The organism is Cellulomonas sp. P4_H12 (assembly GCF_056400905.1).
Window position 1 is genome coordinate 16141 of the sequence record NZ_JBFUKJ010000003.1, and the last position, 12411, is coordinate 28551.

At 72.5% G+C, this 12411-nt stretch carries 12 protein-coding genes and 1 riboswitch; of the genes, 1 reads left to right on the forward strand and 11 read right to left on the reverse strand.

Annotated elements, in window-relative coordinates; translation table 11 throughout:
• Positions 1–23: 23 nt before the first annotated feature.
• The 9 genes from AC1DQC_RS02725 to AC1DQC_RS02765 all read right to left on the reverse strand — a co-directional run bounded on the left by AC1DQC_RS02725 (position 24) and on the right by AC1DQC_RS02765 (position 9323).
• Positions 24–305 carry an SHOCT domain-containing protein gene (locus AC1DQC_RS02725; RefSeq protein ID WP_477049698.1) on the reverse strand — a complete coding sequence of 94 codons (282 nt, stop codon included), beginning with the start codon at positions 303–305 and terminating at the stop codon, positions 24–26.
• 112 nt (positions 306–417) lie between these two features.
• Positions 418–1086 (reverse strand): response regulator, encoded by a 669-nt coding sequence (locus AC1DQC_RS02730; RefSeq protein ID WP_477049699.1) that lies wholly within the window; start codon positions 1084–1086, stop codon positions 418–420.
• Complete coding sequence (locus tag AC1DQC_RS02735) at positions 1083–2213, reverse strand: sensor histidine kinase (RefSeq protein ID WP_477049700.1); 1131 nt, start codon at positions 2211–2213, stop codon at positions 1083–1085. The genes AC1DQC_RS02730 and AC1DQC_RS02735 overlap by 4 nt, the downstream gene beginning before the upstream one ends.
• A gap of 74 nt (positions 2214–2287) precedes the next feature.
• Entirely contained in the window at positions 2288–4996 is a 2709-nt protein-coding gene (locus AC1DQC_RS02740; protein ID WP_477049701.1) for an Ig-like domain-containing protein, read from the reverse strand.
• 74 nt (positions 4997–5070) lie between these two features.
• Entirely contained in the window at positions 5071–5883 is an 813-nt protein-coding gene (locus AC1DQC_RS02745; protein WP_477049702.1) for an exodeoxyribonuclease III, read from the reverse strand.
• Positions 5884–5913: 30 nt separating this feature from the next.
• A complete protein-coding gene (locus tag AC1DQC_RS02750; RefSeq protein ID WP_477049703.1) occupies positions 5914–6396 on the reverse strand; it encodes a VOC family protein in 483 nt (160 codons plus the stop codon).
• A gap of 67 nt (positions 6397–6463) precedes the next feature.
• Positions 6464–7345 carry a bifunctional methylenetetrahydrofolate dehydrogenase/methenyltetrahydrofolate cyclohydrolase gene (locus AC1DQC_RS02755; RefSeq protein WP_477049704.1) on the reverse strand — a complete coding sequence of 294 codons (882 nt, stop codon included), beginning with the start codon at positions 7343–7345 and terminating at the stop codon, positions 6464–6466.
• Positions 7345–8634 carry a serine hydroxymethyltransferase gene (glyA, locus tag AC1DQC_RS02760; protein WP_477049705.1) on the reverse strand — a complete coding sequence of 430 codons (1290 nt, stop codon included), beginning with the start codon at positions 8632–8634 and terminating at the stop codon, positions 7345–7347. The genes AC1DQC_RS02755 and glyA overlap by 1 nt, the downstream gene beginning before the upstream one ends.
• A gap of 62 nt (positions 8635–8696) precedes the next feature.
• Positions 8697–8785: riboswitch (ZMP/ZTP riboswitch) on the reverse strand.
• 46 nt (positions 8786–8831) lie between these two features.
• Positions 8832–9323 carry a GNAT family N-acetyltransferase gene (locus AC1DQC_RS02765; protein ID WP_477049706.1) on the reverse strand — a complete coding sequence of 164 codons (492 nt, stop codon included), beginning with the start codon at positions 9321–9323 and terminating at the stop codon, positions 8832–8834.
• Between the two features lie 48 nt (positions 9324–9371).
• On the opposite strand from AC1DQC_RS02765, the gene purU reads away from it, so the two are divergent.
• Positions 9372–10235, forward strand: a complete 864-nt coding sequence (gene purU / locus AC1DQC_RS02770) for a formyltetrahydrofolate deformylase (RefSeq protein ID WP_477049707.1) — start codon at positions 9372–9374, stop codon at positions 10233–10235.
• A 132-nt stretch (positions 10236–10367) separates the two neighbouring features.
• Here purU and AC1DQC_RS02775 read toward each other — a convergent pair whose 3' ends face one another.
• Positions 10368–11150 (reverse strand): ATP-binding cassette domain-containing protein, encoded by a 783-nt coding sequence (locus tag AC1DQC_RS02775; RefSeq protein ID WP_477049708.1) that lies wholly within the window; start codon positions 11148–11150, stop codon positions 10368–10370.
• 59 nt (positions 11151–11209) lie between these two features.
• On the reverse strand, positions 11210–12406 hold the full coding sequence (locus AC1DQC_RS02780; RefSeq protein WP_477049824.1) for an ROK family protein: 1197 nt from the start codon (positions 12404–12406) through the stop codon (positions 11210–11212).
• Positions 12407–12411: the final 5 nt, after the last annotated feature.

A 12411-nucleotide genomic window follows, 5' to 3' on the forward strand; every position in this document is an offset into this window, starting at 1 on the left:
GCCCCGGTCGCGGCGCGCCGAGGTCAGCCGCGCGAGGCGTCCGCCGCGAGGAGGACCTCGAGCCGGGCCCTGTACTCGGTCTCGTCGATCTCCCCGCGGGCGTAGCGCTCGGCCAGCACGCTGCGCGCGCCGCCGGTCCCCCGCGGGCCGCTGTCGCCGTCCCAGTACCGGCGCCGACGCCGCGCGCCGAAGGCGAAGAACAGCGCGATGATGCCGAACCAGAACAGCGGGATGAACAGGAACCAGGGGCCCGGTCCCCAGCCCCAGCCGTAGCCGACGGGGTGGGACAGGAGCGTGGTGAGCATGACGACCTCCGACGATGCGTGGCGGCCGACCATCGACCGCACCACCACCGTCGCCCCGCGACCGCCTCGCCGTCGTCGTCCACCCGGAGCGTCCTGGTCGCTCCGATCGGAGTCAGCCGGCCCACCCGGGACGCACCAGGCCCGACTCGTACGCGAGGACGACCATCTGCGCCCGGTCGCGCGCACCCAGCTTGGTCGCGGCGCGCAGCACGTGGGTCTTGACGGTCAGCGGGCTGAGGAACAGCCGCTCCCCGATCTCGTCGTTGGACAGCCCCTCCGCGACGAGCACGAGCACCTCCCGCTCGCGGGGCGTCAGGTCCGCGAGCGCCGGCGACGCGGGCGCCTCCCGGGTCGCCCGGGCGACCGTGGCGAGCAGGCGTCGCGTCACCGTCGGGGAGAGCAGCGCGTCGCCGGCCGCGACCACCCGCACGGCCCGCAGCAGCTCCGCGGGCTCCGTGTCCTTGACCAGGAAGCCCGACGCTCCCCCGCGGATCGCCTCGGCCACGTACTCGTCCAGCTCGAACGTGGTCACGACGACCACGCGCACGCCCGCCGCGCGCGGCTCGTCGACGATCCGCCGGGTCGCGGTCAGGCCGTCCGTCCCCGGCATCCGGATGTCCATCAGGACGACGTCGGGAAGCAGCTCCAGCGCCAGGGCGACGGCGTCGTCGCCGGTCGCCGCCTCGCCCACCACGGTCATGTCGGGCTCGGCGTCGATGAGCGCGCGGAAGCCGCCGCGGACGAGCGCCTGGTCGTCGGCCAGCAGGACCCGGAGGGTCATCGGGGCACCTCCAGCCGGACGCGGAAGCCCTCGGGCCCGGAGCCGGCGGTCAGCACGCCGCCCACGGCCGCGGCGCGCTCCCGCATCCCCCGCAACCCGTACCCCTCGACCACCTCACCCACCGGCGGACCGTCGTCGGTCACCTCGAGCACGGTCGTCTCCCCCACCGCGAGCCTGACCTGCACCGACGCGTCCGGCGCGTGCCGGCGGACATTCGTGAGCGCCTCCTGCAGCGTGCGGTGCAGCACCGCCGCGACCGGCTCCGGCAGGTCGCTCGCCAGCCCCTCGGCGTCGACCGCCAGGCCGGCGGCCCGCGCGCGGTCCACGAGCCCCTCGAGACCCCCACCGGCCGTCGGCTCGCGCGGCGCCTCGCCGTCGGCCCGCAGGATGCCGAGCACCTCCCGCACCTCGTCCAGCGCGTCACGGCTGGCGTCGCGGATCTCCACCAGCGCCTGTCGCGCCGCCTCGGGCTCCCGGTCCATCAGGTGCAGCCCGACGCCGGCCTGCACTGTGATGCCCGACAGCGAGTGCGCGAGCACGTCGTGCAGCTCCCGCGCGATGCGCAGCCGCTCCGCCGCGACGGCCGACTCCTCGCGCGACATGCGCGCCGCGCGGACGGCCTGCATGCGCTCCCGACGCCCACGGGCGCCCTCACCGAGCAGCATCGCGACAGCCAGCCCCGTCACCGTCAGGGTCGTGTACACGGGGTTCAGTCCGTCAGGGCGCAGACCCAGCAGCACGACCGCGATCGCGGCGAGGGTTCCCGAGGCGAGCGACAGGAGCCGTCGTCGCGTCGCACCGAGGGCCACGACGACGAAGCCGAGCGGCACCAGCGCCGGGCCCGGCTCGTAGCCGAGCGCGAGGTACGCCACCGGCGCGACGACGGCCAGGACCGATCCGACGACGGCTGGGGCGCCGCGGCGCACCACGAGCACCAGGGACGCCGGCGCCACGAGCAGGAGCAGGACGCCGAGGATGTCGAACGCGCGCGCCCCCGGGTGCCAGGCGTTGGCTCCCGCGCAGCCGAGGACCGTCAGCAGTCCGAGGAAAGCGGCCGGCACCGCGATCCAGCCGGCGCGCCCCCGGCCCCACGGCGGGCCCGGCCACGGGGCGGTCGCGGGCGTCATCCGCCCACCGTAGCCAGGGACGTCGGGACGACGCGTCCTCCCGGCAGAGCGAGGGGGTCGCTCCGGTCGGAGGACTACGCCCCGCGCCGGCGCAGGAGGACGAGCAACCCACCGGCCAGCACGAACGCGAGCCCGAGGAGCCCCACAGGGCCGGACTCCGCTCCGGTCGTCGCCAGCACAGCGCCGCCGTCGGGCTGCGGGCCCGGGGCGGGCTGCGGGCCTGGGGCGGGCGTGGGCGGCACGGGCGTCGGAGTCGGCGTCGCTGCGGTCACCGTCACCGTCACCGTCGTCGTGGCGCACAGGTCGTCGGCGATCGCGGAGCAGACCGTGTACTCGAACGTGTCCGTCCCCGTGAAGCCGGGTTCGGGCACGTAGCGGGCCGTACCGCCGTCGATCGTGACGGTCCCGTGGGACGGCCCGCTCGTCACGGTCGCGGGGGCGATGCTGCCGCGGTCGTTGCCGGACAGGTCGATGTCGACGCCCGTGCCCTCGGTCGTCGTGGCCGTGTCCGGCTGAGCCACCGGGTAGACCTCCACCGTGACCCGGGCCGTCGCGCACAGTCGCGGCGCGCCGTCGTCGCAGACGATCGCGCCGTAGAAGTCGCGACCTGCGAACCCGCCCCGCGGCGCGTACGCCGTCGCCCCGGCGAGCGACACGGTGGCGTTACCACTGCGGGGCGGGATCCCGCGCAGGACCGCCAGGGTGTCGCCCGCGTCCAGGTCCGCGACCACCAGCGTTCCCGTCACCGGCGCGCCCGTGGTCGTGACCAGGGTGAGCGGCTCGATGGTCGGCGGGGCGTTGGGCGGGTCCACGGTGACCGTCACGACAGCGACGGCGCAGAGCGGCAGCGGCGGCGGTGTCGTCGTCGGCGAGCAGATCCGGTACGTGAAGCTGTCCGTGCCGGTGAATCCCGCGGCCGGTGCGTAGGTCGCGTCACCGGTCGCGGGGTCGAGGCTCACCGTCCCGTTGGCGGGTGTCGTCACGGGCGTGCCGACGAGCGGGGCGCCATCACTGTCGTTGGAGAGGACCGGGATGACGACCTCGGTGTCGCGCGTGGTCGTCGCGACGTCGTCGTTCGCTTCTGGGTACACGTTGATCGTGACCGTGCCGGTGTCGCACGCCGGGTCGGGCGCGGCGTTGTCGCAGACCTGGAACTCGAAGCCGTCGATCCCGGCGAAGTCGAGGTCGGACTGGTACACGAACCCGCCGCCTGCTGTGAGGTCCAGTACGCCGTCCGCCGGCCCCGCGATCGCCTGGTAGGTGAGCCGCTGGCTGTCGCCCTCCGGGTCCGAGGCTGTGACGCTGCCGGGGAGCAGGTGCCCGGTGACCGTGTCCAGCACGAGATCGTTCGCCACCGGCGGCCGGTTCGCCGGCGGCGGGAGATCGACTACCTGCGTCGAGACCCGGGCCGCGTCCGCCGACCCGTCGTTGTTCGCCGGCACCGTGTCGATCGTGCTGGAGGTCGAGCTCGCCACGTTCAGCAGGGTCGAACCGGCCCCTGCGGTGACCAACCCGGCGAACGACAGGTCGACGACCTGCCCCGGCGCCAACGTCCCCACCGACCACGACAGGACGTTGCCGACGAGCGTGCCGGTCGTCGACGCCGGATCCAGCGTGAAACCCCCCGGGAGCGTGTCGCTGACAACCACGTCCGCCGCGGGCGACGGACCCACGTTGTGCACGTGGAGGGAGTACTCGATCGTGCCACCCACCAGCACGGTGGCCGGGCCGGTCTTGCTCACCTCGACGTCCGCGTTGTCCGGTGCGGGCGCGCCCAGGCAGATCGGGGTGGCCGCGAGCACCGCGACCGACGTACGCACCACGTTCGCGATCGTCCCGTTCTCGACGTCGAACACCTGACCGGGCGGCGCCACGGTCTGCACGCGGATCGGGTCGGCCGCCGAGCTGCCGACGAAGCTCCCCTGCACCCGGGTGGTGCCGGAGAACTGGTACCCGCCGAACCCGCCGACAGATCCGTCGTTCGTGAGCTCGACAGCCGTGGTGAGGCCTCCCGAGCTCTGCTGCCAGCTGGCGCCGCCGTTGTTGGTGAAGTTCCCGCCTACCTGCACGAGCCCGGCGTTGCTGGACGTCCTGCCGTTGTTGATCAGGGGGCCCGCGGTCGTGACCGCACACGAGTTCTGCAGGGCACCTGAGCTGTTGATCGTGAGGCCGCCGCCCGCGACGTCCACCGATCCCGAGTTGCGCAGGAGGCCGTCGGCGACCGTGCCGCCCTGCACCGTCAGCGTCCCCGCGTTCTCGAACGTGACGCCGGAGTTGAGGTTCATGGCACCCTCGACGACGAACGTCCCCTCGTTGACGTACGCGCCCGCCGACGGGCTGAACCCGCTGCCCACGGTCAGAGCTGCGTCGGGAGCGACGCGGACGTCCGACGCTCCGTTCACGCCGAGGCCCACGAAGGACGCCGTGCCCTCGACGTCGAGGGAGAACCCCGCGGACACGACGACCGAGGGCATCACCAGGGAGGCGCCCGCGGCGACAACCATCGCGCCGGCCGCGTTGTTCATGTAGAGCCCGACCAGGGTCGCGCCCGGCCCGACGCACAGTGTCCCGCCCGCCGGCAGAGCGTCGATGCCACCCGTAAAGCTGGTCGCGACGAGGACGACCTCCCCCGCGTCGACCCTGATCGCGTTGGCGGTGGGATCCTGTGTGCGCGTCGGCGCCGCACACTGCGTGGTGAAGTCCGCCCGCGCTGCGGACACCTGACCGCCGACCAGGGCCGCCACGGCGAGGAGCATCACCAGGAGCAAGGCTCCCGGGCGCATCGACATCCTCCGCACGAGCTCCCCGTTCGTCGACCCCTGTCCGACACACCGTACATGGCGGTACGAACCGGACGTCAGAGGTCGTACACGGCCACGACCGGCGCGTGGTCCGAGAAGCGCTCGGCATAGGTCGCGGCCCGGTCCACGGTCGCGCTGATCGCCGCGTCGGCGAGGTCCGGCGTGGCCAGCTGGTAGTCGATCCGCCAGCCGGCGTCGTTGTCGAACGCCTTCCCCCGCCACGACCACCACGTGAACGGCCCCGGCCCCTCGCCGCCGAGCTCGCGCCCGAGGTCGTGCCAGCCGAGGTCGTCGAACCACCGGTCCAGGTAGGCGCGCTCCCGAGGCAGGAACCCTGCCGACTTCACGTTGCCCTTCCAGTTCCTGATGTCCGCCTCGCTGTGCGCGATGTTCACGTCCCCGGCGACCACGGCGTAGCCACCCTGCTCGGCGATGTCCGCCAGCCGGCCGGTCACGTGGTCGAGGAACGCGTACTTCTCGTCCATCGACGGCGTCCCCACGGTGCCGGAGTGCAGGTACGTCGACACGACGGTGATGCTCCGCGCCGGTGCGCCCTCGTGCGCGGGGAGCGCGAGGTCGGCCTCGACCCAGCGTCCGGAGTCGCCGGTGACGCCGGTCTTCAGCCCGATCCGGATCGCCGTCATGGGCAGCCGGCTCGCGATGGCGACCCCAGCGCGCCCCTTGGTCTCGCTGGCCTCGTGCGCCAGGTGCCACTCGCCCGGCGGCAGGTGGTCGGCGAGGATCTCGTCGGTGGCGCGCACCTCCTGGAGCAGGATGACGTCGGGGTTCCTGGTGGTCAGCCAGGACCCCATCCCGCGCTTGAACGCGGCCCGGATCCCGTTGACGTTGACGCTCGCGATGGTCAGCACCGGACCATCCAACCCCACGTCACCGACAGGTCAGGACGAGCCGTCGTACGCCGCCTCGAGCGCGGCGACGTCCAGCTTGCCCATCGTCAGCATGGCCGCCATCGCGCGGGCGACGCCCTCGGCGTCGGGTCGCGACATGATCTGGTCCAGCTGCACCGGGACCACCTGCCACGACACGCCGAACTTGTCGACGAGCCAGCCGCACTGGCTCGGCCGGCCGCCGTCGGAGATGAGCGTCTCCCAGTAGCGGTCGACCTCTGCCTGGTCCTGGCAGTCCAGGACGAACGAGAACGCCTCGTCGAGGACGAACGCAGGGCCGGCGTTCAGGAACGTGATCCGCATGCCGTCCAGCGACAGCTCGACGATGAACTCGGCACCCTCCGGCACGCCGGGAGTGCCCGGCGGCGCCGTCACCACCGAGTGGATGACCGTGTTCGGGATGACCTCGGCGTAGAACCGGGCGGCCTGCCCGGCCTGGTCGTCGAACCAGAGGTGCGGACGGACGATCCCCATCGGAGTTCCCCTCTCCGGCGGCCGGGCCGGCCTCCCAGGGACAGCCTGGCCCGGACCGCCGGGAGAGTCACCCCAGGAGGCGTTCCGCCGTGTCCACCACGTTGCTCAGCAGCATCGCGCGCGTCATGGGCCCCACCCCGCCGGGGTTGGGCGACACCCACGACGCGACCTCACGAACGCCGGGGTCGACGTCGCCGACGACTCGGCTCTTGCCGGTCTCCGGGTCGACGGCCCGCGAGACGCCGACGTCGACGACGACCGCGCCCGGCTTGACGATGCCGGCCGTGATGATCCCGGGCACACCGGCCGCCGCGATGATCACGTCGGCGTTGCGGGTGTGCTCGGCCAGGTCGACCGTGCCGGTGTGCGTGAGCGTGACGGTCGCGTTGATCTCCCGCCGCGTGAGCAGGAGGCCGATCGAGCGCCCGACGGTGACCCCGCGACCGATCACGACGATGTCCGCGCCGTGCAGGTCGATGTCGTGCCGCAGGAGCAGGTCGATGATCCCGCGCGGCGTGCAGGGCAGCGGGGAGGTCACCGGCTCGTTGACCCGGAGCACCAGGCGCCCGAGGTTGGTCGGGTGCAGGCCGTCCGCGTCCTTGTCGGGGTCCACCAGCTCGAGCACGCGGTTGGCGTCGACGCCCTTCGGCAGCGGCAGCTGCACGATGAACCCGGTGCACTCCGGGTCCTCGTTCAGCCGACGCACGGCGGCCTCGATCTCGTCCTGCGAGGCCGTCCCCGGCAGGTCCTCGCGGATCGAGGCGATGCCGACCTCGGCGCAGTCCTTGTGCTTGCCGTTGACGTACCAGAGCGAGCCGGGGTCGTCGCCGACGAGCAGCGTGCCCAGGCCCGGCCGGACGCCGCGGGCCGCGAGGGCCGCGACGCGCTCCGTGAGCTCCGCCTTGATCCGGGCCGCCGTGGCGGTCCCGTCGAGAAGCCGAGCCGTCATCAGTACTGCTGCAGGTCGGAGTACAGCGGGAACGACTCGGTGAGCTTGAGCACCCGGGCCTTGAGCGCCTCCACGTCCGTGACGGCACCGTTGATCAGCGCGTTCGCGATGATGTCGGCGACCTCGGTGAACTCCACGTCCCCGAAGCCCCGCGTGGCCAGCGCGGGCGTGCCGATCCGCAGGCCCGAGGTGACGCGCGGGGGGCGCGGGTCGAACGGCACCGCGTTGCGGTTCACGGTGATGCCGGCCGCGTGCAGGAGGTCCTCGGCCTGCTGTCCGTCGAGGTCCGAGTGCCGCAGGTCGACGAGCACCAGGTGCACGTCCGTGCCGCCCGTGAGGACCGAGACGCCCGCCGCCGCGACGTCCGGTGCCGAGAGGCGCTCCGCGATGAGGCGTGCGCCGTCCAGCGTGCGCTGCTGGCGGTCCTTGAACTCCTCGGTGCCGGCCACCTTGAACGCGACCGCCTTGGCGGCGATCACGTGCATGAGCGGGCCGCCCTGCTGACCCGGGAACACGGCCGAGTCGATCTTCTTGGCATACTCCTCGCGGCTGAGGATGAAGCCGGAGCGCGGGCCGCCGATCGTCTTGTGGACCGTCGAGGAGACGACGTCGGAGTGCGGGACCGGGCTCGGGTGCAGGCCCGCGGCCACCAGGCCGGCGAAGTGCGCCATGTCGACCCAGAGCTTGGCGCCGACCTCGTCGGCGATCGAGCGGAACGCCGCGAAGTCGAGCTGACGCGGGTACGCGGACCAGCCGCCGATGATCACGTCGGGCCGCTGCTCGAGCGCCTTCTCGCGCACGACGTCCATGTCCACGAGGAACGTCTCGGGGTCCACCCCGTACGCGCCGACCTGGTACAGCTTGCCGGAGAAGTTGATCTTCATGCCGTGCGTGAGGTGGCCGCCGTGGGCCAGCTCGAGGCCGAGGATCTTGTCGCCCGCGTTGATCAGGGCGTGCAGCACGGCGGCGTTCGCCGTGGCGCCCGAGTGGGGCTGGACGTTGGCGTGCTCCGCGCCGAACAGGTCCTTGGCGCGGGCGATCGCGATGTTCTCCGCGATGTCGACCTGCTCGCAGCCGCCGTAGTACCGGCGGCCCGGGTAGCCCTCAGCGTACTTGTTGGTGAGCACGGAGCCCTGCGCCTGCAGCACCGCACGGGGCACGAAGTTCTCGCTCGCGATCATCTCGAGCGTGCCCTGCTGGCGGGCGAGCTCACCGTCGAGGACGGCCGCGATCTCCGGGTCGAGCTGAGAGATGTTCTGGTCCATCAGGGGGATCTGGTCGGCGCTCATGGCACTCCTGTCGGCAGTCAGCGTGTACGCGCGCACCGGCACCCGCACACTCGTGTGTGGTGACCGGGGGCCCAGGCGTCCGACCCGTTGGTCTGCTGCTGCGTCGCTCCCCGGTGGTGACCCACCCGTTTCGCCAGTCGCGACGCGCACAGACTAGCAACCCGGGTCGGGCCCGTGCTCCCCCGTCTCAGGGGATCTCAGGCCTCGTCGCCGTCTCCCAGAATCTTGCGCAGGTACGCGTAGGTGAGGTCGCCGGCGGTCTGGTCGTGCTGGTGCTCGTAGCCGTGCTTCGCGTAGAGCGCGAGGTTCTGCACCGAGTCGCGGCCGGTGAACACCCAGACCTCCTCGATGCCCTCGGGCAGGAACGGCAGGATCGCCATGAGCATCTGGGTGCCGAACCCCTGACCCTGCAGGTCCGGGGCGACAGCGAAGCGCCCGAGCGTCGCCTTCGGGCCCTCGATCAGCACGCGGATCGAGCCGACGAGACGGTGCCCGTACCAGCCGCCGAGAGTGATGACGCCGTCCTTCTCGAGGTCCGCCTGCAGCTCCTCGAGCGTCTGCGTGAGCGGCGGGATGTGCGGGTCGCCGTACTGCTGGGCCTCGGTGACGAACGCGGCGCGGCGCAACGTGAGCAGCTCGCCGGCGTCGTCGCGGGTCACGGAACGGATGTCGAGGTCGGGCTGCGTCATGCGGCCCATCGTGTCAGCCGATCCGCACGACCACTACTCTCGGACCTCGTGTCCTCCGACTCACTCAGTCCCACCCATTGGGTCCTCACCCTCTCCTGCCCCGACCGCCCCGGGATCGTGCATGCGGTCGCCGGGCTGCTGGCCGAGCACGGCGGGAACATCACCGAGTCGCAGCAGTTCGGGGACCCGCTGTCCGGCCTCTTCTTCATGCGCGTCCAGGTGGCGGCGTCCACGCCGCGCGACGAGCTGGAGGCCGCGTTCGCGCCTGTGGCCGAGCGCTTCTCGATGGACTGGTCGCTCGACATCGTGGGTCGGCCGGTGCGCACCCTCGTCATGGGCTCGACCGCCGCGCACTGCCTCAACGACCTCGCCTTCCGGCAGCGGTCCGAGAACCTGCCGATCGACCTGGTGGCGGTGGTGTCCAACCACACCGCCCTCGAGCCGCTCGCGCGGTTCTACGACATCCCGTTCCACCACGTCCCGGTGACGGCGGCGACCAAGCCGCAGGCCGAGGCGCGGCTGCTGGAGCTGGTGCAGGAGCTCGACGTCGAGCTGGTGGTGCTCGCCCGCTACATGCAGATCCTGTCGGACGACCTGTGCCGCGCCCTGCAGGGCCGGGTCATCAACATCCACCACTCGTTCCTGCCCTCGTTCAAGGGCGCCCGCCCGTACGCGCAGGCGCACGACCGCGGCGTGAAGCTCATCGGTGCGACCGCGCACTACGTCACCGGCGACCTCGACGAGGGTCCGATCATCGAGCAGGACGTCGAGCGGGTCGACCACTCCCGCCACGTCGACGACCTCGTCGCGCTCGGGCAGGACGTGGAGCGACGGGCGCTCGCCCGGGCGGTGCGCTGGCACGCGGAGCACCGGGTGCTGCTCGACGGGCACCGCACGATCGTCTTCCGCTGAGACGCTTCGCGCCCGGACCTGCGGGGGTGTCGTTCGTCGTGCTCCGGTGCCGGCGGACAGCGACGTGGAGCTGCTCGGAGGCGTGTGAGCACGCTGGGAGGATCCCGGCACCGCCGAACACCGGGCGGGCGTTCAGCGCAGCGCGCTCATCCGGCGCAGCATCGCGTTGTCCAGGCTGGTCGCCCCGGTGATCGCCGCGAGCACCGACTCGTAGGTCGCGGCTGCGGCGTCGAACGAGCCGTTGTTGCGGCCGTGCCGCAGCACGACGATGCGGTCCGACACCGCGCGCACGTCGTTCATGTTGTGGCTGATGAGGATGACACCGTGGCCGAGGTCGCGCAGCCGCTCGATGTAGGTGAGCACCTCGGCCGTCTGGGCGACGGACAGCGCGGCCGTCGGCTCGTCGAGCACGACCAGGCGCGGGGATCCGATGAGGGTGCGCGCGATGGCGACCGCCTGGCGCTGGCCGGCCGAGAGCTCGGACAGCGGCGTCCGCACCGACGGGATGCGCAGCGTCAGGTCGCGCAGGATCCCGCGCGCCACCTGCTCCATCTTGCCGTCGTCGAGCAGGGCACCGTCGGTCAGCTCGCGGCCCAGGAAGATGTTGGACGTCACGTCGAGGTTGCCGCACAGGGCGAGGTCCTGGAACACGGTCGCGATGCCGAGGGCGTGTGCCGCGGACGGCGACGGGATGGTGACGGGCTCGCCGTCGATCTCGATGAACCCGGAGTCCGGCGCGAGCACGCCCGAGATGACCTTGGCGAGCGTCGACTTGCCGGCCCCGTTGTCGCCGACGAGCGCGACCACCTGGTGGTCGAACACGTCGAGATCCACACCGACGAGCGCCTCGACCGCCCCGAACCGCAGGCTGATCTGCCTGAGGGACAACAGCGGCACCCGGGGGGATGCGCTCATGACGTCACCTGCTCCTCGTTGGGCACGTACCTGCAGTGAAACCCCGCCCGTCTCGTGCGTCAATTGTCGTCCTCCCTCTGGCTCACGGGCCGCGCCTGGTCGTCCGAGCGCACGACGAAGTCGGTCGACCGCAGGACGAGCTCGAGCGCGCCGATGACCTCGGCGCGCTGGCCGAGCTGGGCGGGGACGACCTCGAGCGGGGCGATCTGGTTGAGCAGCACCCGGTGCCGGATCGCCTCGCGGAGCGGGCCGAGCAGCAGCTCCCCCGTCTCGGCGAGCTCGCCGCCGACCACGATGCACTCGGGGTTGACGGCCATCGCGAGGCCGGAGACGACCTCGCCGATGGTCGAGCCGGCGTCCGCGATCACGCGCGCGCAGCCGGGGTCGCCGTCGATGGCGCGCTGGATGACGTCGCGCAGCGCGAGGGAGCCGTGGCTGGACCGGAGCGGCTCGAGCAGGGCGGCGGCCCCGACCACCGTGTCGAGGCACCCGCGGCTGCCGCAGCGGCAGATGTCCCCCTGCGGGTCGACCTGCACGTGGCCGATCTCGCCGGCCGTCCCGGCGAACCCGCGGTGCACGTTGCCGCCGAGCACGATGCCGGCGCCCGTCCCGTAGGACGCCCGCACGTACACGGAGTCGCGGTAGATGCGGGACGCGCCGTGCGCGCTCTCGGCGAGCGCCCCGAGGTTCGCGTCGTTGTCGACGAACACCGGGCTGGCGAGGCGCTTGGACAGCACGTGCGCGACGTGGACCTCGTCCCAGCCGCGCATCATGCCGCGCACCGAGATCATGCCGGTCGCGCTGTCGACCGGCGCGGGAAGCCCGACCCCGATGCCCACGACCTCGTCGGCGGTGGACCCCACGCGCTCGAGCAGGTCGGCCACCAGCAGGGCCGCGCGGTCGAGGCTGGTGTCCACGCGGTGCTCGTGGGGCAGCGGCAGCGTCTGTTCGGCGACGACCTCGTTGGTGACGTCGCCGAGCGCGACGCGCAGCTGGCGGTGCCCGATGAGGATGCCCACAGCGAGGCCCACCCGGTGGGCGATCGTGACCATCTGGGCACGCCGCCCGCTCCGGGTGGTGTTCCGCGTCTCGACGACACCGGCGCCGAGCAGCTCCTTGACGATCGTCGACACGGTCGCAGCCGACAGCCCGGTGGCGCCGGCGAGCTCGACCTGCGTGAGCCCGCCGTGCCGGTGGACCGTGTCGACGATCATCGCCCGGTTGGCCTCACGGAGCGACGACTGAGAGCCCGACATGGTCA

Excerpts from the sequence above, each read along its gene's own strand:
- AC1DQC_RS02780 (WP_477049824.1), bottom strand. The coding sequence starts at position 12,406 with ATGTCGGGCTCTCAGTCGTCGCTCCGTGAGGCCAACCGGGCGATGATC.
- AC1DQC_RS02735 (WP_477049700.1), bottom strand. The coding sequence starts at position 2,213 with ATGACGCCCGCGACCGCCCCGTGGCCGGGCCCGCCGTGGGGCCGGGGG.
- AC1DQC_RS02730 (WP_477049699.1), bottom strand. The coding sequence starts at position 1,086 with ATGACCCTCCGGGTCCTGCTGGCCGACGACCAGGCGCTCGTCCGCGGC.
- AC1DQC_RS02740 (WP_477049701.1), bottom strand. The coding sequence starts at position 4,996 with ATGCGCCCGGGAGCCTTGCTCCTGGTGATGCTCCTCGCCGTGGCGGCC.
- AC1DQC_RS02775 (WP_477049708.1), bottom strand. The coding sequence starts at position 11,150 with ATGAGCGCATCCCCCCGGGTGCCGCTGTTGTCCCTCAGGCAGATCAGC.
- AC1DQC_RS02755 (WP_477049704.1), bottom strand. The coding sequence starts at position 7,345 with ATGACGGCTCGGCTTCTCGACGGGACCGCCACGGCGGCCCGGATCAAG.
- AC1DQC_RS02765 (WP_477049706.1), bottom strand. The coding sequence starts at position 9,323 with ATGACGCAGCCCGACCTCGACATCCGTTCCGTGACCCGCGACGACGCC.
- AC1DQC_RS02750 (WP_477049703.1), bottom strand. The coding sequence starts at position 6,396 with ATGGGGATCGTCCGTCCGCACCTCTGGTTCGACGACCAGGCCGGGCAG.
- glyA (WP_477049705.1), bottom strand. The coding sequence starts at position 8,634 with ATGAGCGCCGACCAGATCCCCCTGATGGACCAGAACATCTCTCAGCTC.
- AC1DQC_RS02725 (WP_477049698.1), bottom strand. The coding sequence starts at position 305 with ATGCTCACCACGCTCCTGTCCCACCCCGTCGGCTACGGCTGGGGCTGG.